This is a genomic window from Saccharomonospora sp. NB11 (genome assembly GCF_015910535.1).
GTDB lineage: Bacteria > Actinomycetota > Actinomycetes > Mycobacteriales > Pseudonocardiaceae > Saccharomonospora.
This window is the reverse complement of sequence record NZ_JACBJG010000006.1, coordinates 123,075-140,707: the sequence shown is the minus strand read 5'-3', so window position 1 is coordinate 140,707 and position 17,633 is coordinate 123,075. Positions and strand designations below refer to the sequence as shown.

Below are 17,633 nucleotides of genomic sequence, written 5' to 3'. Positions count from 1 at the left end.
CGCGAGGGGCGGGGAACGGGCGGCGGGAGCGGGTCAGCCGCTGGCGCCGTACTCCACGGGCGAGATGCCCGACACCTTCCACGCCTGTTCCGACGTGTCGCCGGAGTCGTCGCCTCGATCACGTTCGAGCTGCAACTGCATGCGCAGCGTCTTCGTCCCGGTGTCCTGCTCCTGCGTGACGGTCAGCTCCACGACGGCCAGGGCGATCGCCTTGCCCTCGTGGACGTTGAGCTCCTCCACCGCCACGTCCGCGACCCGCGCGTCGACCGTGGTCTTGGCCTTGCTGATCGCGTCGCGGTACTGCTGCTCGGTCGCCTCGATCTCCTTGAGCAGATCGCCGGTCGCGAGCTCCTTCTGCCTGCGGAAGTACTCGTCGGGGGCCTCCGAGTCGAGGCCGGTGAACGCGACCACGGCCGAGCCCGCCGACGCCACCACGGCCTCGCGTGCCTCGGCGATGCGCACGTCGTCGCTGCCCTCGGCGCTCTGCCACATCACGCCGAACACGACGGCGACCACCAGGGACGCCACCGTCAGGGCCGCGGCGACGAACACCACCGGTCGCGGCGGGCCCTGGCGGGGTGACCGCTTCTCGCGGCCCTCCGCCGAGGCCGACTCCTCGACGGAGCCGTCGGACTCCTCGGTCTTCTCGGTGGCCTCGATGGCCTCGCCGGTGGGCTCGTCGGTCGTCGTGTCGCCGTGCGGATCGACCTGATCGCCGTCGTCGCGCCCGGCGTCGGCGGCCACGCGGTTCTCCTGCTCGTCCGGCTCCGGCCGCTGCTCGTCCGAACTCATGGCGCTCCAGACTAGGTCGGGGTGGGTGTTGTCGAGGTGAACGGTGTCGGTGGGCTGGGGCCGTGGGTGTCCTCAGTCCTCCAGGCCCACGAGCTGCCGCAGCGAGGTGATCGAGCGATCGTCGTCGTCGAGGCCGAGCGCCGCCCGCCGCAACGCCTCCAACTGCTCCGAGTCGCGGTTGCTGTTGGCCCGCACCTGCTCCGCGCTGGGCACGACGGGCACACCGTTGAACGGTGCGTTCTGCGAGCCGCGCACCGCGATGGGGCTGCCCTCGGGTTCGGCACAGTACGCGTCGGCGTAGTGCTCGCGTTCGGCGGTCTCGTTGCCCGGGCGGTAGTCCTTGGGAGAACGGTAGCCCTTGGTGCACGCGGGCGGGTTGAAGAGGTTCAGCACGAGCCCCAGGTGTGCCGTGCCGTCGCCGGGGGTCACGCTGTAGGCGCCCGCCGCGACCATGGGGTAGCTGATGAACGCCTGCTCCAGTCCGTCGAGCCGGGTGACGAGCACGTTGGACGTGGTCAAGAGGTTGGCCACGAGCGTGCTCAGGTTCGGCCCCGACTCGGCCAGCACCTCGCTGACGGTGGTGGCCGCCTCCGGGGCCGCGGCGATGAGCTCACGGAGGTCGGCGTCGGAGTCCTTGAGCGTCTGCGACAGGTCCTTGAGGTCGGCGCTGAACGACCGCATGTGGGTGCTGAGGTCGTTCTGGGTGGCCAGGACGGTCGTGCCGTCCTCCAGCAAGTCCACCGTCTGCGGCAGGTACTCCTTCGCCACGCGCGTGAACTCGCCGGTGGTGTCCAGCAGTACCTGGAGGTCGCGGCCGGTGCCTCGGAACCCCTCGTACGCCTCGTCGACGACCGTGCGCAACGACTCGGTGGGCACCGACGACGCCAACGCGTCCAGGTCCGAGATGATTTTCTCGGACGGGACGGGCGTGGTGACCTTGTCGGCGGGGATCACGTCGCCCTCGGTCAGGTAGGGGCCCTCGTCCTTCACCGGCCGCAGGTCGATGTACTGCTCACCCACGGCCGAGCGGTTGGCGACCGCGACGTGCAGGTCCTTCGGCACCGCCGGCGCGTCCGGTTCGATGTGCAGGGCAGCCGACAGCCCGTCGCGGGTCAGGCTGAGCGGGCCGACCTTACCGATGTTGTAGCCGCGGTAGGTCACCTCCGCGCCGGTGAAGATGCCGCCCGATTCGCTCATGTGCAGGTGGACGGTGTAGCCGCCGGAGCCGAACGTTTTCTCGACGTCGGTGAAGCGCACGAGCGCGTACCCGACCGCCAGCACCGAGATGACGAGGAAGGCGACGAGCTGGATCCTGGTCTTGCGCACGAGCATCAGCGCTGCCCTCCCACGATGGATTCGACGAGCCCGCCGAGGCCGCTCGACCCGTTCTGCCCGGACGTGCTGTACCGGTCGTCGCCGGGGATCGGCAGCACCGACGACGTGTCGTCGGGGTCGGTCTCGCGCGGGCTGGTGAGGTCACCGATGATCGGGAGGCTGTGCAGCGGGTTCTGCCTGCTGCGGCCGAGGTTGGCCAGGATCTCCTTCAGGTTGAGGTCCAGGTCGAGGTAGAGGTTCATGTAGTCGCCCTTGACGCCTTCGGCCGCCGCGTCGGTGAACGGGTAGGTCAGCATCAGTTCCAGGGCGTTGGGGAGGTCCGACCCGGCCTCGCCGAGCTTGCGCAACACCGGCAGCAGCGCTTCGAGGTTCGCGACGAGGTCCTCCTGCCCGGCGTTGACGGTCTCGACGGCGACCTCGGACAGTCCGTCGAGCGCGCTCAGCATGTCGACGAGCTGGTCGCGCTGGCGCTCCAGCACCTCCAGCCCGGGGCCGAGGTCCTCGACGGCGGTGGCGATCTTGTCGCGCTGCGAACTGAGGGTCGACGACAGCCGGTTGAGCGCGTCGAGCGCGGTGGTGATGTCGCTGGACTGCTCGTCGAGGGCCTTGACGAGCTCCTCGGCGTTGCGCAGCAGCGCCTTGATGTCGGGCGCGTTACCCTCCAGCGCCGCGTTGAGTTCCTTGGTGATCGTGTTGAGCTGTTCGACACCGCCGCCGTTGAGCAGCATGGAGAGCGCGCCGAGCACCTCTTCGACTTGGACGCTGCGGTTGGTGCGCTCGATCGGGATGAGGTCGCCGTCGGACAGTGTGCCGCCACCGGCGTCGGTGCCCTCGGCGGGCGCGGCGAGCTCGACGTACTTCTCCCCGAGCAGGCTCGACTGGCGCAGGTTGGCGATGGCGCCGGAGGGCAGTTGGACGTCGCGGTTGACGACGAGCACCACTTCGGCGGTCCACCCGTCCTCGGCGAGCCGCACCTCCTCGACGGCGCCGACGGGCACCTCGCCCACCCGGACGCCCGCCTTGGGGACGAGGTCGAGCACGTCGCGGAAGTGCACGCGGATCGTGTACGGGTCGTCGCCGAGGTCGGCGCCGCCGGGGAGCGGGACGTCGTAGATGCCCTGGTAGCCGCTGCAACCCGCGGTCACGAGGAACGTGGCCGCGCTCGCGGCCGTCACGAGTGTGCGCAGGCGCCTCATCGGTCACCTCCCGAGGAGAACTGCCCGAGCAGCGGCAGCGGCAGAGGCGGCAGCTTGCCCTTGTTGAGCGAGTTGACCGTCTCGGCCAGCGACGGCAGCGGGATCGCTCCCTCCAGCACGCCGCTCAGCTCCGAGCAGAGGTTGCCGAGCGCGTCGAGTGCCTTGGGGGTCTGCTTGAGCAGGTTGCACACCATCGCGATCGGGGGTTCGGTCAGCTCGTTCATGTTCGGCCGGGCGTCGAGGGTGCCCGAGGCGCCGTTGTAGGTGTTGGCGAGGTTGCCGAGGGCGAGCGGGGCGATGTCGAGGGTCTCGGCGAGCGCCGCCCGCTGGTCGACGAGCACCTTGGTGACGTCGGCGAGCTTGTCCACGTTGGACTTCACGCGGTCGCGGTTGTCGTTGAGGAAGTCGTCGACGATCTGCAGTGTGGTGCCGAGTTCGGAGACGGTGGCGGAAAGGTTCTCGCGCTCGTCGGCGAGGAAGCCGCTGACCTCGGCGAGTTGTTCCTCGAAGCGGCGCACCTGGCCGTCGCTCTCGGCGAGGGTGCCGGACAGCTTGGCGAGGTTCTCGACGGTGACGAACAGGTCTTCGGAGTTGCCGGAGAGCGTGCCCGCGGCCTGGCCGAGTTTGCTGATGGTCTGGTTCAGTGCCTTGCCGTTGCCGTCGAGGTTGGCTGCGGCGGTGTCGAGGAGGTCCGACAGCGAGCCGTCGGCGTTGGCGCCGTTCGGGCCGAGTGCCTCGGAGACGCGGTTGAGGCTGCGGCCGAGTTCGTCGATCTCCAACGGCACGGCGGTGCGCTGCAGCGGGATGACGGCGCCGTGGTCGAGTTCGTCGCCTCCCGTGTAGGCGGGGGCGAACTGCACGTACCGGTCTGACACCAGCGAGGGCGCGACGAGGATGGCCTTGGCGTCGGCGGGGACGGAGACCTTCCGGTCGTAGGTCATCTCGACGCGGACGCGGTCGCCCTCGGGTTCGACGGAGACCACCTCGCCCACCTCTACGCCGAGGATGCGCACGCTGTTGCCCTCGTAGAGGCCGATCGCCTCGGTGAAGTACGCGGTGACGGTCTTGGAACCGGCGTCCTTCAAGGTCCACCACAACGCCCCGGCCACCACCAGGCCGAGCACGCAGGCGGCGGCGACACCGCGGGCGAGCTGTTGCCCGAAGCGGGTGTTCATCGCGCGTTGCACCCCTCTTCGTTGAGCGGTCCGATGCTCGGCAGGAGCAGGCCGCAGATGTAGTTGTCGAACCAGCGCCCGCTGCCGATGGTGTTGTTGAAGACGCGCACGAACGGCGCGAAGTTCTCGATGCCCTCGGCCAGCGACTCCTGGTTGCGCTCCAGCATGTCGGTGAGCTTGTCGAGCTGGGCGAGCACGGGGTCGAGCTGTTCGTCGTTGTCGTCGACGAGGCCCTTCAACTGCTCGGTGAGTTCCCTCGTGCCGTTGAGCATCGCGCTGATCGCTTCCTCACGGGCGGAGAGTTCCTCCAGCAGGAGGTTGCCGTCCTCGATGAGGGTGGCGAGTTCGTCGTCGCGGTCGGCGAGCGTCTGGCTGACCTGCCGGGTGCCGTCGAGCAACTCGGCGAGTTCGGCGTCGCGTGAGGCGATGGTGTCGGACAGTTCGGACAGTCCGGAGAGTGCGCCGCGCACGTCGTCGGGGGTGTCGGAGAAGGTCTCCGCCAGCACGTCGAAGCTCTCCGCGAGCTGGTCGACGTCGATCTCGTCCACCGTCTCGGACAGGTCGCGGAACGCTTCGAGGACGTCGTAGGGCGCGGCGGTGCGGTCGAGCGGGATCGTGTCGCCGGGGTCGAGAGTCTGTTCGCCATGCGGGTCGAGCGCGAGGAACTTCTGCCCCAGCAACGTCTTGATCTTGATGGCGGCGGTGGTGCGGTCGCCGAGCCAGGCGTCGGAGACCTTGAACGACACCAGCACCTTCGCGCCGTCGAGGTCGATGTCGGTGACCTTGCCGACCTTCACACCGGCGATCCGCACCTCGTCGTCGGTCTGCAGCCCCGCGGCCTCGCTGAACTCGGCCCGGTAGGTGGTGCCGCCGCCGATCAGCGGGAGGTCGTCGGAGTTCAACGCGGCGAGCGTGCCCAGCAGGATCAACGTGATCCCGACGAGCGCGATGGGGATGGGGTTGCGGTGGGAGAACTTCGTCATGACAGGCACCGACTCCGGTTGGCGGGCAACAGCGGCAGCGACACCGGCTGGTCGCCGAGCCCGGTGATGCTGATGCTGCCCTTCGCTTCGCACAGGAAGAAGTTCAGCCACGAGCCGTAGTCCGCTGTGGACGCCAGTCGGCTCGTCTTCCTCGGCAGGAACTGGATGAAGTGCTCGACGACTTCCTCGGAGTCGTTGAGGTTGCCGGCGAGTTCACCGAGCGCGTCGATGTCCTCGCGCAGCGGCTTGCGGGCCTCGTCGAGCAGACCGGCCGTGGTCTGGGTGAGGTCGCCGATCGCGTCGATGGCTTCGCCGATGGGTTCCCGGTCGCTCGCGAGTCCCGACACGAACCGCTGGAGCCTGCCGATGAGCTGGGAGAGCTGCGGTGTGCGTTCGTTCAGGGTGTGCAGCACCTGGTTGAGGTTGTCGATGACGTCGCCGATCACCTGGTCGCGTTCGGCGAGCGTCGTGGTGAGCGACGCGGTGTGCGCGAGCAGGCTCTCCACGGTGCCGCCCTCGCCCTGCAGGACCCGCACGATCTGGTACGACAGCGTGTTGACGTCCTCGGGTGAGAGCGCCCGGAACAACGGCTTGAAGCCGTTGAACAACTCGGTGAGGTCGACGGCGGGGCGGGTGTTCTCCAGCGGGATCGTCGCTCCGTGGTCCAGCACGCCCTGGGGTTCGCCCTCACCGCGTTCGAGGGAGAGGTACCGCTGCCCGACCAGGTTGCGGAACTTGATGGCCGCCACCACGTTGTCCGGCAACGTCCGCTGACTGTCCAGTTCGAACTCGACCTCGGCGATCCGGCGGTCGACGATGCGCACGTCGGACACCTTGCCCACCCGGACACCCGCGATGCGGACCTCGTCGCCCGCGAGCACGGACGTGGCGTCGGTGAACCGGGCCTTGTAGGTGTGGGTGTCGGACGTGTTCACGTTGGCGATGCTGAACGCGAGCATCGCCGTGAACACCACGGTGGTGACCACGAAGACACCGAGCTTCAGGAGTGGCGCGAGCAGTCCCCTCACGCGATCACCTCCGGTCGACGCATCACCCGAGTCCCGTTCATTCGACCGTCACCTGCGCTCCCCGGTACAGCGGGGCCACGAGCAGCGACCCCCACGCCGGCACCTCACCCGGATCCATGCCGACCCTCGGCCCGACGAGCTGCGCCACCAGCGCGTGCTCGCCCGGGGTGTTCGCCGGGTTGCCCGCCGGGGCGGTGCCGCCGCCTGCCGAGTGGTTGAGCCCGGTCCCCGACGTCCCCGCCGCGGGCGGGTGCACTGTGCCGTCCTGCAGCGGACCGTCCGGCGGATGCTGCGGGAACGGGTCGGGATACTCCTCCATCGCGTAGCAGCGAGGCCCGCGCTTGTCCTTGTACTCGGGCTCGTCCTGCCCGGCCTTGTACGGACCACGGTCGACCGTGATCTCCAGGGTCGCGTGCAGGCCGGGCTTGTTCGTGCCCTTGCCGAACGACTCGTCGATCCGCGGCACCAGCTCGGCCATCTGCCCGAGGAAGCACGGGTACGACGGCGCGTACTTCGCCAACAACTCCGCCGTGGGGCGCGCGGTCTCACCCAGGCTGATGAGGTTGGCCTGGTTGGCTTCCAGGAAGGTGTCGAGGTCGGTCGTCGCCGCCGTCACCGTCCGGTACAGCGTGTCGAGGTTGAACCGCTGCTCCACGACGGTGCGGCTGGTGGTGCTGAGGTTGTCGAGCGTGGTCAGCAGGTCCGGTGCGACGTCGGACAGCGTGTCGGAGAACTCGGCCAGCTCCCGCAGGTTCTCCTGCAGCCTCGGCACGTGCGGGTTGAGTTCGCTCAGGTAGTCGCCCAGCTCGGACAGGGTCTCACCGAGCTGCTCTCCCCTGCCCTCCAACGCCGTGGAGATGGCCGACAACGTGCTCGACAGCTTCTCCGGTTGCACGGCCTGCAGCACGGGCAGCAGGTTGTCGAGTGCTCGGTCCAGCCGGACGGCGTCCTCGGTGCGGTCCTGCGTGATCGTTCCGCCGTCGGCGAGGGTCGCGGTCGCCGGCTCCTCCGGGATCTCCAGGTCGACGTAGCGTTCGCCGAACAACGTCTTCGGCAGGAACCGCGCGGACACGTTGGCCGGCACGAGTTCCGCGTGCTGCGGGTCGAGCTGGAGTACCAGCTCCGTCCCGTCGGACGTCGCGTTGATCTCACCGACGTGCCCCACGATCAGCCCGCGCACCTTCACGTCGGAGTTCGGCGCGAGCTGGTTGCCGATCTCGTCGGCCTGCAACCGCACGGTCACGTACTGGCTGAACGACCTGTTGTAGATCGCCACGCTCAACGCGATGCCGCCGACGAGAATCCCCACCAGCAGCAGGCCGAGCAACCTGCGACGAATCGTCGCGCCCGTCGAGCTCATCCCGCGATCCTCACCGTCGTGTCGGTGCCCCAGAGGGCGAAACCGATGAAGAAGTTGACCACTGCCACGGTCACAATCGACAACCGCACGGCTCGCCCGACCGCGATGCCGACACCGGCGGGTCCGCCGCTGGCGCGGTAGCCGTAGTAGCAGTGCATCAGAATGATCAAGACGCTGAAGATCAGCACCTTGATGAAGGAGTACAACACGTCCTCGGGTGGCAGGAACATGTCGAAGTAGTGGTCGTACGTTCCCGCCGACTGGCCGTAGAGGTAGACGACCACCGTCCGGGACGCCAGGTACGAACTCAACAGCCCGATCACGTACAGCGGGATGATCGCGACGAATCCGGCGATGATGCGCGTCGTCACCAGGTACGGCAGGCTCGGCACGCCCATCACCTCCAGGGCGTCGACCTCCTCCGAGATCCGCATCGCGCCGAGCTGCGCGGTGAAGCCCGCACCGACGGTCGCCGACAACGCCAACCCCGCCACCAGCGGCGCGATCTCACGCGTGTTGAAGAACGACGTCAAAAAGCCCGTGAAGGCGGACGTGCCGATGGAGTCCAGCGCGGAGAACCCCTGGAGTCCGACGAGGACACCCGTGAAGAGGGTCAACCCGACCATCACGCCGACCGTGCCACCGATCACCGCGAGCGAGCCCGAGCCGAAGCTCACCTCGGCGAGCAGCCGCAGGACCTCCTTGCTGTACCGGCGCAGCGCCCTCGGCGCCCACGCGAGCGCGCGCAGGTAGAACGACATCTGGTCGCCGAGCATGTCCAATGTGGTCAAAGGACGGTCGACGAAGTTCTTCACACTCTGGGTCAGACGGGCCATGAGTCAGTCCAGCTTCGAAGGAACGAGCTGCAGGTAGATCAGTGTGATCACCGTGTTGACCACGAACAGCAGCAGGAACGTGATGACGACCGACTGGTTCACGGCGTCGCCGACCCCCTTCGGTCCAGGGGGCGGGTTGAGGCCACGGTAGGCGGCGACCACCGCGGCGATGAACCCGAAGATCAGTGCCTTGATCTCACCGATCCACAAGTCGGAGAGCTGCGCCAGCGCCGAGAAACTCGCCAGGTACGCGCCGGGTGTGCCGTCCTGGAGCACGACGTTGAAGAAGTAGCCACCCAGCACACCGATGACGCTCACCATGCCGTTGAGCAGCAACGCCACGAACATGCACGCGAGCACCCTCGGCACCACGAGGCGCTGCACGGCCGACACGCCGAGCACCTCCATGGCGTCGATCTCCTCGCGGATGGTGCGCGCGCCGATGTCGGCGCAGATGGCCGAGCCTCCCGCGCCCGCCACCAGCAACGCCACCACGAGCGGGCTCGCCTGCTGCACCGTCGCGAGCACGCTGCCCGCACCGGTGTACGACTGCGCCCCCAACTGCTTGGCCAGCGACCCGAACTGCATCGAGATGACCGCGCCGAACGGGATCGCGACCAGTGCTGTCGGCAGGATCGTCACACTGGCGATGAACCACGCCTGCTGGATGAACTCCCGGAACTGGAAAGGCCGTTGGAACACTCCACGAGCCACGTCGAGGCCGAGCGCGAACAACCGCCCGGTCTCGCGGAGCATCCCGGCGCCGGGAATCCTGGCCGTCGAGGCCGGTGAACTCATAGATTTCCTTGCTCAGGTAGTCGACGGGTCACGTCGGAACTCGTGTCGGAGTTCGACGGAAGCGGTCGGGTCCAGTCGGAGTCGGGAAGCCTCGCCACGTCGCCGGTCGGCAGGGTGCCCTGCTGCACACCCGCGACACCGGCGTGAGCGGGCCGGGCGCTGTGGACGCCGTAGTGGCGGCGTTCCTCGGGCGTCAACGACGCGATGATCGACTCGCGGGCCGGTGCGGGCAGCGTGTGGAGGATGCGCATGACGCGGTCCTTGCGCCGCCGCGCGCCCTGTCGCTCCGGCAGGCCGGGAGTCGGCTGCAACTGCGGCGGAACGCCCTCGATCTCCTCGACCCCACCGGCGTGGTGGCCGGCCTCGAACATCGCGCGCTCGGCGGCCAGCGTCGCGGAGTCCTTCTCCTCGGACATCCCGATCGGACCGTCCATGCGGCCGTTCAGGAACTGCTTGACCGCGGGTTCCTCACTGGTGAGCAGAACCTCGCGGGGACCGAACATCACCAGTTCCTTGCGGTACAGCATCCCGAGGTTGTCGGGCACCGTCCGCGCCAGGTTGATGTTGTGGGTGACGATGAGGAACGTCGCGTCGATCTGCGCGTTCACGTCGATGAAGAGCTGCGAGATGTAGGTCGTGCGCACCGGGTCCAGACCGGAGTCCGGCTCGTCGACGAGGATGATCTCCGGGTCGAGCACGAGCGCCCTCGCGAGCCCGGCCCGCTTGCGCATACCGCCCGAGATCTCGCCGGGCAGCTTGCGTTCCGCACCCGCCAGACCCGTCATCTCCAGCTTCTCGAAGACGATCCGACGGATCTCCGTCTCCGACTTCTTCGTGTGCTCACGCAGCGGGAAGGCGACGTTGTCGTAAAGGTTCATCGACCCGAACAGCGCGCCGTCCTGGAAGAGCACCCCGAACAACTTGCGGATCTCGTAGAGCTTGCGCTCCGAGCAACGGACGATGTCCACACCATTGATGACGCACTTGCCTCTGTCCGGTTTCAACAGTCCGATCATGGACTTGAGGAACACCGACTTGCCTGTGCCGGACGGGCCCAGCATCACCGACACCTCGCCGGGAGGCAGAGTCAGCGTGACATCCCGCCAGATGGTGTGCTTGCCGAAGGACTTGCTGAGTCCTTCGATGACCACCTCGGCACCCATCGCACCTCCCGGTCTGTGTTCGTGGCGCGTCAACAACGTGCAACGAGTTCGAGGCGCGCAGGTTACTCACCAGTTGTTTCTGGGGGCGCGCCCGTGGCCTGCAGCACACTAACCCACGACCGGGTGACAAAAAGGCGGGCCGTCCGTCACACGACGAACGACCCGCCTTCGAAGCCGAAGTGGCGTCAGCTCACTTGAGCGAAACCTTGGCGCCGGCGGCCTCCAGCTTCTCCTTGGCGGCCTCGGCGGCCTCCTTGTCGACATTCTCCAGGAGCGGCTTCGGAGCGCTCTCGACCAGCTCCTTGGCCTCCTTCAGGCCCAGGCCGGAGACGACCTCACGCACGACCTTGATGACCTGGATCTTCTTGTCACCAGCGGCCTCGATGATGACGTCGAACTCGTCCTTCTCCTCCTCGGCCGGAGCAGCCGCGCCACCGGCGGCACCCGGGGCGGCCATGACGGCGGCCGGAGCGGCGGCGGTGACGTCGAAGGTCTCCTCGAACTTCTTCACGAACTCGGAGAGCTCGAGCAGCGTCAGCTCCTTGAACGCGTCGAGCAGTTCGTCGGTGCTCAGCTTCGCCATGATGGCGTTCCTTCCTCTAACGGACTCGTGGTTGGTGAGTCGGGTGGGTGGTGATCAGCTCTCGGCAGCCTCGTCGGCGCCACCTTCGGACTTGCGCTTCTCCTCGAGCGCAGCGCCCAGGCGGGCGATCTGCGACGCCGGGGCCTGGAACAGCGCAGCGGCCTGGGACAGCTTCGCCTTCAGCGCGCCCGCCGTCTTGGCGAGCAGCACCTCGCGGCTCTCCAGGTCGGCAATCCGCTCGATCTCGCTGACCGAGAGGCTCTTGCCGTCCATGTAGCCGCCCTTGATCACGAGGGCGTTGTTGTCCTTCGCGAAGTCGCGAAGCGCCTTCGCGGCCTCAACCGGCTCGCCCTCGATGAACGCGATGGCCGTGGGACCGACGAACAGCTCGTCGAGCCCCTCGACGCCCGCCTCCTCGGCGGCACGCTTCACGAGGGTGTTCTTCGCGACCCGGTAGTTGGCGGTGTCGCCGAGAGCGCGGCGCAGCTCGCTGAGCTGGGACACGGAGAGGCCGCTGTACTGGGTGACGACGGCAGCCGAGCTGTTGCGGAAGCTGTCCGCGATGTCGGCGACGGCCGCCACCTTGTCGGGCTTCGCCATGGTCGCCTCCTCTCTTGGCTTCAATGACCACCGGCGTTGCCCGGACCCCCACAACGACAAAACGCCCCGGCGCAGCAGGCGCGGGGCGTACCTTCGCGGGTCGTCGGACACGATCCGACGTCACACGAGCCTCGTCCTCCTGCGCGGGCCGCCCGCCTTGCACGGGACCTTCGTTCCCCACGCTCCGGCGTGGGAAAGACCAGCGGTCTTCGGTAGAACCGTCGACCAGCATACGCACCACCTGGGAAGACGCCCACACCGCCCCCGGCGAACACCTCATCGATGCCCTCGCTTGCCCCCGCTCGCACCCCGTGCGCCCTCGGTGTCACGACGAATGCTCGCCGCGTAGGCCACGATTCGTGTGCGAGCAGGCATCATGGGTGACGTGGTGGAGCAGCGACCTGACGGAACCCCCGACCGACCGGACACACCGGGCACGCACCCGCAGCCCGGTACCCACGGCGATCCCGGCATCGACGTCGGCGCCACCCCGCACGCACCCACCACACCGGGCGCGGAACTCGCCCCGGCTCAGCAAGTCGACGCCGAGCAACTACGCCAGTTCCAGGCCTTCCGCGAGTTCCAGCAGTTTCAGCAGTTCCAACAGTTCCTCCGGCAGCAGGAGGGCGGCGGGCCAGCACCCTCCGGCACGCTCCAGACCACCGGCACCACCGATCTCGTCCCGCCGTCACCACCTTCGCCGCAGCCTCCGCCTGCCACCAGCCGCGTGCCCCGCTGGCTGCAGTGGCTCGGCAAGAAGGTCATCGGCTGGCTCGTCTTCTTCCTGCTGCTCGCGCTCTTCGCCAACTGGGCGTTCAACCAGCTTTTCGGTTCGGACAACGGCGGCACCGACACCGAGGCCGCGGCCCGGATGGGCGGCGGTACCTACCACACCCGCGAGCTGCTCGCGAAGCAGCCACACGAGGCCGTCCGCCGGGTCTACGACTCCATCGCCCAGGAGGACCCGCGCACCAACCGCCCGCTGATCGCCGAGGCATGCGGGCACTTCGACAACGAGAACGGCATCCAGCAGCGGTTCGCCGAGAACACCGGGCACACCGACTGCCGCGCCGCGGTGCTGGCCCTGCACGAGCAGGTCACCCACGTCAACGACTACGCCGAGTCGATCTTCCCTCGGTGGTACGACCCGGACGCGACGACGGTCCGCATCGACTCGTGCGACTTCGCCGTCAAGGGCGGCCCCGCGCTGGGCGTGTTCGAGGTCAGCCAGGTCGAGATGGGCCAGTGGCTGATCACCGGCCACCAGCCGGGTCCCACCACCTGCCCCGCCACGCCGAGCACGAGCTCGACCGACGACAACTGACCCGGAAACGACGTCGGGGCGGCCATCCCTCGGATGACCGCCCCGAACGAACGTCAGGTACCCGTCAGGCGTTGGCGTCCTCGCTCAGCAGGTTCCGCGTGCGAGCCGGGTCCACCGGGATGCCCGGGCCCATGGTGGTGGAGAAGGTGACTTTCTTGAGGTAGCGGCCCTTCGAGGAGGACGGCTTCACCCGCAGCACCTCGTCCAGCGCGGCGGCGTAGTTCTCCACCAGCTTCTCGGCGTCGAACGACGCCTTGCCGATCACCATGTGCAGGTTGGCCTGCTTGTCCACCCGGAAGCTGACCTTACCGCCCTTGATGTCGGCCACGGCCTTGGCGACGTCCGGCGTCACGGTGCCGGTCTTGGGGTTCGGCATCAGGCCACGCGGGCCGAGGATGCGGGCCACCCGGCCCACCTTCGCCATCTGGTCCGGCGTCGCGATCGCGGCGTCGAAATCGAGCCAGCCACCCTGGATGCGCTCGATCAAGTCGTCGGAACCGACCGCGTCGGCACCGGCGGCCTCGGCCTCGGCGGCCTTGTCACCGGTCGCGAAAGCGATGACGCGGACGGTCTTACCCGTTCCGTGCGGCAGGTTCACGGTGCCGCGGACCATCTGGTCGGCCTTGCGGGGGTCGACGCCGAGTCGCATCGCGACCTCGACGGTGGCGTCCATCTTGATCTTGGACGTTTCCTTGGCGAGCTTCGCGGCCTCCAGCGGCGTGTACAGCCGCTCGCGGTCGATCAGCTCGGCGGCCTGACGGTAGGCCTTGCTGCGCTTCGTCATGTTCTGTCCTTCGAAGTTCGTGGCGGATCAGTTGTGGTCCGGGCCAGCGCCTGGCCCTCCCACAGGTGGCTCGGAGCCCCGCAGGGCCGTCCGGCCACCGACGGTCACTCGACCGTGATGCCCATCGAGCGAGCGGTACCGGCGATGATCTTGGCGGCCTGATCGACGTCGTTGGCGTTGAGGTCGGACTTCTTGGTCTCCGCGATCTCACGGATCTGGTCCCAGGTGACCTTGCCGACCTTCGACTTGTGCGGCTCACCGCTGCCCTTGTCGACGCCGGCGGCCTTCAGCAGCAGCTTCGCGGCGGGCGGGGTCTTGAGCTTGAAGTCGAACGAGCGGTCCTCGTAGACGGAGATCTCGACGGGCACCACGTTGCCGCGCTGCGACTCGGTCGCGGCGTTGTAGGCCTTGCAGAACTCCATGATGTTGACGCCGTGCTGACCCAGCGCCGGACCGACGGGCGGGGCCGGGTTCGCGGCGCCCGCCTGGATCTGCAGCTTGATGATCGCTGCAAGCTTCTTCTTCTTGGGTGGCATTCTTCGTTCCTGTTCAATGTCGCTCGTCCCCACGCCCCTGCCATGGCGTGGGACTGTGCCTGCGGCCGAGCGTACCCGGCCGTCAGATCTTGGAGACCTGGGTGAACGACAGCTCGACCGGCGTCTCCCGGCCGAAGATCGACACCAGGACCTTCAGCTTCTGGGCGTCCGCGTTGACCTCGCTGATCGTGGCGGGGAGCGTGGCGAACGGGCCGTCCATCACCGTGACCGACTCGCCGACCTCGAAGTCGACCTCGACGGCGCCGGAGGCGGCGGGCTGCGCGGCCTCGGCGGGCTCGCCCTTGCCTGCCTTCGCGGGCTCCGGCTTCTCGACCTTCGGGGCGAGGAACTTGACCACGTCGTCCAGGCTGAGCGGAGACGGACGCGAGGTGGCGCCGACGAACCCGGTCACACCCGGGGTGTTCCGCACCGCGCTCCACGAGGCGTCGTTCAGCTCCATCCGCACGAGGATGTAGCCCGGCAGCACCTTGCGCTGCACGATCTTGCGCTGGCCGTTCTTGATCTCGGTGACCTCTTCGGTGGGCACCTCGATCTGGAAGATGTAGTCCTCGACGTCCAGCGTCTGCCGACGGGTCTCGAGGTTGCTCTTCACCCGGTTCTCGTAACCGGCGTAGGAGTGCACGACGTACCAGTCGCCGGGGAGGTTCCGCAGCTCGGCCTTCAGCTTGGCGGCGGGGTCCTCGTCGGCGGCACTCTCCGCGCTGTCGTCTCCGGCGGCCTCCGAAGCCCCGGAAGTCTCCGAGGGCTGGTCGGCCTCGGGCGTCTCGGCGGCCTCGGCCACCTCGGCGGTCTCGGTGGCATCCGAGTCCGCGTCGCCGGTGGCGGCGAGCGCCTGCTCCTCGGAGAGGCCGGTCAGGTCCTGACCGGCTCCTGAGCCGTTCTCGGAGGTCACTTTCCGTCCTCTCAGTTGATCGCGTGTGGTGGTCGCGGGCGCCGCGTGGACGTCGCGACCCGCGAGGAAGTAGGCAACCTAGTTACCGAAGACGACGTCGACGCCCTCAAGGAAGACGAAGTCGAGTCCGGCCACGAGGGCCACCATGAACACCAGGAAGGCCAGGACCACCGTGGTGTAGGTGACCATCTGCTTGCGCGTCGGCCAGATGACCTTGCGCAGCTCGCCCCACACCTCGCGGACGAAACGCCCGATGCGGGCGAACGGAGAGCCCTTCTTGGTCTCCTGCCGATTCCGCTTCGGGGTCGGCGCACCCTTGCCCTCGGGCTTGGCAGCCTTCTCCGGCGCCTTTCCCTTCGGAGCGGGCCGCTTCGACTCCGCACCCTTGCGGGCTCCCCCGGAGCCGGCCTTGGCTGGTGTGCCCGTTCGGTCAGCGGAGGCACGCCGTGCGCGCCGAGCCGCGGCGGTGTCCGGACGGGAAGGGCGCTCAGCCGCCCTCTCCTTGTCCTTCTCCCCGTCCTCGCTCACGAGCTACTCCTCCGCTCCACCTGACACGTCAACGCAGGGGTGACAGGACTTGAACCTGCAACCTGCGGCTTTGGAGGCCGCTGCTCTGCCAGTTGAGCTACACCCCTTCGAGCGGTGACCCACTCACAAGGACGCTCTTCACCAACCCCGCGAGAGTCGTGGGGCCGGTTCCGGACGTTCCAAGTTCAGCAGTCTACGGCAAGCCCGAGGGTGACTCGCAACCACGCCCTACTTACGGCGTGGCGAGGCGATCACGGGGCGTCTCCCACCGCGCCCACACCAGGGGGCCACGACGCTCGAAGGAGGGCTGCTGCCAGGCAGTATGGCTCACGTGGAAAACTGTCGGCATGGCCACATCCGACAGCTCTGCCTCCGGTTCCCGTCCCCGAGTGTCCGCTCGCATCGCCGGCATCACGCCGTCGGCGACACTCGCCGTCGACGCGAAGGCGAAGGCACTCAAGGCCGAGGGGCGGCCCGTGATCGGCTTCGGCGCCGGGCAGCCCGACTTCCCGACCCCCAACTACGTCGTGGAGGCAGCCGCGGCAGCGGTGCACGACCGCAGCAACCACGGTTACACGGCCGCCGCCGGGCTCCCGGAACTGCGGGAAGCCATCGCCGCCAAGACGCTGCGCGACTCCGGCTTCTCGTGCGACGCGTCGCAGGTACTCGTGACCAACGGCGGCAAGCAGGCCGTCTACTCGGCGTTCGCCACCCTGCTCGACCCGGGCGACGAGGTGCTGCTGCTCGCCCCCTACTGGACGACCTACCCCGAGTCGATCACCCTCGCCGGCGGGGTCCCGGTGCAGGTCACCGCCGACGAGTCGACGGGCTACCGGGTCACGGTGGACCAGCTGGAAGCGGCGCGCACCGAGCGCACCAAGGTACTGCTGTTCAACTCGCCGTCGAACCCCACCGGCGCGGTGTACACGCGGGAGCAGGTGGCGGAGATCGGCCGCTGGGCCGCCGAGCACGACATCTGGGTGATCACCGACGAGATCTACGAGCACCTCGTCTACGACGGCGTCAAGGCCGAGTCGCTGCCCGTCGTGGTGCCCGAGATGGCCGACCGGACGCTGATCCTGAACGGCGTCGCGAAGACCTACTCGATGACCGGATGGCGTGTCGGCTGGATCGTCGGCCCGCAGGACGTCATCAAGGCCGCGTCGAGCTTCCAGTCCCACCTGTGCGGCAACGTCGCCAACGTGGCCCAGCGGGCGGCGCTGGCGGCCGTCGCCGGGCCGCTGGACGTGGTGGAGGAGATGCGCGCCGCGTTCGACAAGCGTCGCCGCCGGATCGTGTCGATGCTGTCGGAGATTCCGGGCGTCGAGTGCCCCACGCCGGAAGGCGCGTTCTACGCGTATCCGTCGGTGAAGGCACTGCTCGGCAAGGAGATCCGGGGCCAGAAGCCGGCGGACACCGTCGAGCTGGCCGACCTGATCCTGCGTGAGGTCGAGGTGGCCGTGGTTCCGGGCGAGGCGTTCGGCACGCCCGGCTACTTCCGGTTCTCGTACGCGCTGGCCGAGGACGACCTGGTCGAGGGCGTGACCCGCGTGGCGGAGCTGCTCTCCGAGGCCAAGTAGTCACGAGCACGTCGCGAAGCCCCCGGGGTTCCCACCTCGGGGGCTTCGTCGTTTCCGGGGACGGCGTGGGCCTCGTTGCGTAAGCACCCGCATTAGAGTTCATTGTTCTAGTACAGTTA

Annotated in this window: 18 protein-coding genes and 1 tRNA gene; 2 read left to right on the top strand and 17 right to left on the bottom strand. The window is 68.2% G+C overall.

The features are described 5' to 3' along the window. Positions 1-33: 33 nt before the first annotated feature. The 12 genes from JAV51_RS11155 to rplJ form a co-directional block, all read right to left on the bottom strand. Positions 34-792 (bottom strand): hypothetical protein, encoded by a 759-nt coding sequence (locus JAV51_RS11155; RefSeq protein ID WP_197320627.1) that lies wholly within the window; start codon positions 790-792, stop codon positions 34-36. 72 nt (positions 793-864) lie between these two features. Continuing rightward, complete coding sequence (locus JAV51_RS11150) at positions 865-2,124, bottom strand: MCE family protein (protein WP_197320626.1); 1,260 nt, start codon at positions 2,122-2,124, stop codon at positions 865-867. Beyond that, a complete protein-coding gene (locus tag JAV51_RS11145; RefSeq protein ID WP_197320625.1) occupies positions 2,124-3,323 on the bottom strand; it encodes an MCE family protein in 1,200 nt (399 codons plus the stop codon). The genes JAV51_RS11150 and JAV51_RS11145 overlap by 1 nt, the downstream gene beginning before the upstream one ends. Next, a complete protein-coding gene (locus JAV51_RS11140; protein WP_197320624.1) occupies positions 3,320-4,498 on the bottom strand; it encodes an MCE family protein in 1,179 nt (392 codons plus the stop codon). Before JAV51_RS11140 ends, JAV51_RS11145 begins: the two co-directional genes overlap by 4 nt. After that, positions 4,495-5,481 carry an MCE family protein gene (locus JAV51_RS11135; RefSeq protein WP_197320623.1) on the bottom strand — a complete coding sequence of 329 codons (987 nt, stop codon included), beginning with the start codon at positions 5,479-5,481 and terminating at the stop codon, positions 4,495-4,497. Before JAV51_RS11135 ends, JAV51_RS11140 begins: the two co-directional genes overlap by 4 nt. Further along, positions 5,478-6,509: an MCE family protein gene (locus tag JAV51_RS11130; RefSeq protein WP_197320622.1), complete on the bottom strand. Its 1,032-nt coding sequence runs from the start codon at positions 6,507-6,509 to the stop codon at positions 5,478-5,480. The genes JAV51_RS11135 and JAV51_RS11130 overlap by 4 nt, the downstream gene beginning before the upstream one ends. Before the next feature lie 37 nt (positions 6,510-6,546). Continuing rightward, positions 6,547-7,869 (bottom strand): MCE family protein, encoded by a 1,323-nt coding sequence (locus JAV51_RS11125; protein ID WP_197320621.1) that lies wholly within the window; start codon positions 7,867-7,869, stop codon positions 6,547-6,549. Next, positions 7,866-8,705 carry an ABC transporter permease gene (locus JAV51_RS11120; protein ID WP_197320620.1) on the bottom strand — a complete coding sequence of 280 codons (840 nt, stop codon included), beginning with the start codon at positions 8,703-8,705 and terminating at the stop codon, positions 7,866-7,868. The genes JAV51_RS11125 and JAV51_RS11120 overlap by 4 nt, the downstream gene beginning before the upstream one ends. A 3-nt stretch (positions 8,706-8,708) precedes the next feature. After that, positions 8,709-9,503 (bottom strand): ABC transporter permease, encoded by a 795-nt coding sequence (locus tag JAV51_RS11115; RefSeq protein ID WP_197320619.1) that lies wholly within the window; start codon positions 9,501-9,503, stop codon positions 8,709-8,711. Next, complete coding sequence (locus JAV51_RS11110) at positions 9,500-10,666, bottom strand: ABC transporter ATP-binding protein (protein ID WP_197320618.1); 1,167 nt, start codon at positions 10,664-10,666, stop codon at positions 9,500-9,502. The genes JAV51_RS11115 and JAV51_RS11110 overlap by 4 nt, the downstream gene beginning before the upstream one ends. 190 nt (positions 10,667-10,856) lie before the next feature. Further along, on the bottom strand, positions 10,857-11,249 hold the full coding sequence (gene rplL / locus JAV51_RS11105; protein WP_197320617.1) for a 50S ribosomal protein L7/L12: 393 nt from the start codon (positions 11,247-11,249) through the stop codon (positions 10,857-10,859). 54 nt (positions 11,250-11,303) lie between these two features. Then, positions 11,304-11,849, bottom strand: coding sequence for a 50S ribosomal protein L10 (rplJ, locus tag JAV51_RS11100; RefSeq protein ID WP_197320616.1), 546 nt, complete (start codon positions 11,847-11,849; stop codon positions 11,304-11,306). A 376-nt stretch (positions 11,850-12,225) separates the two neighbouring features. On the opposite strand from rplJ, the gene JAV51_RS11095 reads away from it, so the two are divergent. Then, complete coding sequence (locus tag JAV51_RS11095; protein ID WP_197320615.1) at positions 12,226-13,173, top strand: hypothetical protein; 948 nt, start codon at positions 12,226-12,228, stop codon at positions 13,171-13,173. A gap of 64 nt (positions 13,174-13,237) precedes the next feature. On the opposite strand, the gene rplA is transcribed toward JAV51_RS11095, so the two are convergent. The 5 genes from rplA to JAV51_RS11070 form a co-directional block, all read right to left on the bottom strand. Next, a complete protein-coding gene (gene rplA, locus JAV51_RS11090; RefSeq protein ID WP_197320614.1) occupies positions 13,238-13,957 on the bottom strand; it encodes a 50S ribosomal protein L1 in 720 nt (239 codons plus the stop codon). 104 nt (positions 13,958-14,061) lie between these two features. Further along, positions 14,062-14,493: a 50S ribosomal protein L11 gene (rplK, locus tag JAV51_RS11085; protein ID WP_197320613.1), complete on the bottom strand. Its 432-nt coding sequence runs from the start codon at positions 14,491-14,493 to the stop codon at positions 14,062-14,064. Between the two features lie 82 nt (positions 14,494-14,575). Beyond that, positions 14,576-15,406, bottom strand: coding sequence for a transcription termination/antitermination protein NusG (gene nusG / locus JAV51_RS11080; RefSeq protein WP_197320612.1), 831 nt, complete (start codon positions 15,404-15,406; stop codon positions 14,576-14,578). Positions 15,407-15,484: 78 nt separating this feature from the next. Next, positions 15,485-15,934, bottom strand: coding sequence for a preprotein translocase subunit SecE (gene secE, locus JAV51_RS11075; protein ID WP_197320611.1), 450 nt, complete (start codon positions 15,932-15,934; stop codon positions 15,485-15,487). Between the two features lie 34 nt (positions 15,935-15,968). Continuing rightward, positions 15,969-16,041: transfer RNA gene (locus tag JAV51_RS11070), tRNA-Trp, on the bottom strand. Between the two features lie 240 nt (positions 16,042-16,281). Between JAV51_RS11070 and JAV51_RS11065 the strand changes: the two genes are divergently transcribed. Further along, a complete protein-coding gene (locus JAV51_RS11065; RefSeq protein WP_197320610.1) occupies positions 16,282-17,514 on the top strand; it encodes a pyridoxal phosphate-dependent aminotransferase in 1,233 nt (410 codons plus the stop codon). Positions 17,515-17,633: the final 119 nt, after the last annotated feature.

What these genes read in the sequence shown, in the direction of transcription:
- JAV51_RS11140 (WP_197320624.1), bottom strand. Translation starts at nt 4,498, where the DNA reads ATGAACACCCGCTTCGGGCAACAGCTCGCCCGCGGTGTCGCCGCCGCC.
- rplK (WP_197320613.1), bottom strand. Translation starts at nt 14,493, where the DNA reads ATGCCACCCAAGAAGAAGAAGCTTGCAGCGATCATCAAGCTGCAGATC.
- JAV51_RS11135 (WP_197320623.1), bottom strand. Translation starts at nt 5,481, where the DNA reads ATGACGAAGTTCTCCCACCGCAACCCCATCCCCATCGCGCTCGTCGGG.
- JAV51_RS11065 (WP_197320610.1), top strand. Translation starts at nt 16,282, where the DNA reads ATGGCCACATCCGACAGCTCTGCCTCCGGTTCCCGTCCCCGAGTGTCC.
- JAV51_RS11095 (WP_197320615.1), top strand. Translation starts at nt 12,226, where the DNA reads ATGGGTGACGTGGTGGAGCAGCGACCTGACGGAACCCCCGACCGACCG.
- JAV51_RS11110 (WP_197320618.1), bottom strand. Translation starts at nt 10,666, where the DNA reads ATGGGTGCCGAGGTGGTCATCGAAGGACTCAGCAAGTCCTTCGGCAAG.
- rplA (WP_197320614.1), bottom strand. Translation starts at nt 13,957, where the DNA reads ATGACGAAGCGCAGCAAGGCCTACCGTCAGGCCGCCGAGCTGATCGAC.
- rplL (WP_197320617.1), bottom strand. Translation starts at nt 11,249, where the DNA reads ATGGCGAAGCTGAGCACCGACGAACTGCTCGACGCGTTCAAGGAGCTG.
- JAV51_RS11155 (WP_197320627.1), bottom strand. Translation starts at nt 792, where the DNA reads ATGAGTTCGGACGAGCAGCGGCCGGAGCCGGACGAGCAGGAGAACCGC.
- JAV51_RS11115 (WP_197320619.1), bottom strand. Translation starts at nt 9,503, where the DNA reads ATGAGTTCACCGGCCTCGACGGCCAGGATTCCCGGCGCCGGGATGCTC.
- JAV51_RS11145 (WP_197320625.1), bottom strand. Translation starts at nt 3,323, where the DNA reads ATGAGGCGCCTGCGCACACTCGTGACGGCCGCGAGCGCGGCCACGTTC.
- JAV51_RS11125 (WP_197320621.1), bottom strand. Translation starts at nt 7,869, where the DNA reads ATGAGCTCGACGGGCGCGACGATTCGTCGCAGGTTGCTCGGCCTGCTG.
- JAV51_RS11120 (WP_197320620.1), bottom strand. Translation starts at nt 8,705, where the DNA reads ATGGCCCGTCTGACCCAGAGTGTGAAGAACTTCGTCGACCGTCCTTTG.
- JAV51_RS11150 (WP_197320626.1), bottom strand. Translation starts at nt 2,124, where the DNA reads ATGCTCGTGCGCAAGACCAGGATCCAGCTCGTCGCCTTCCTCGTCATC.
- rplJ (WP_197320616.1), bottom strand. Translation starts at nt 11,849, where the DNA reads ATGGCGAAGCCCGACAAGGTGGCGGCCGTCGCCGACATCGCGGACAGC.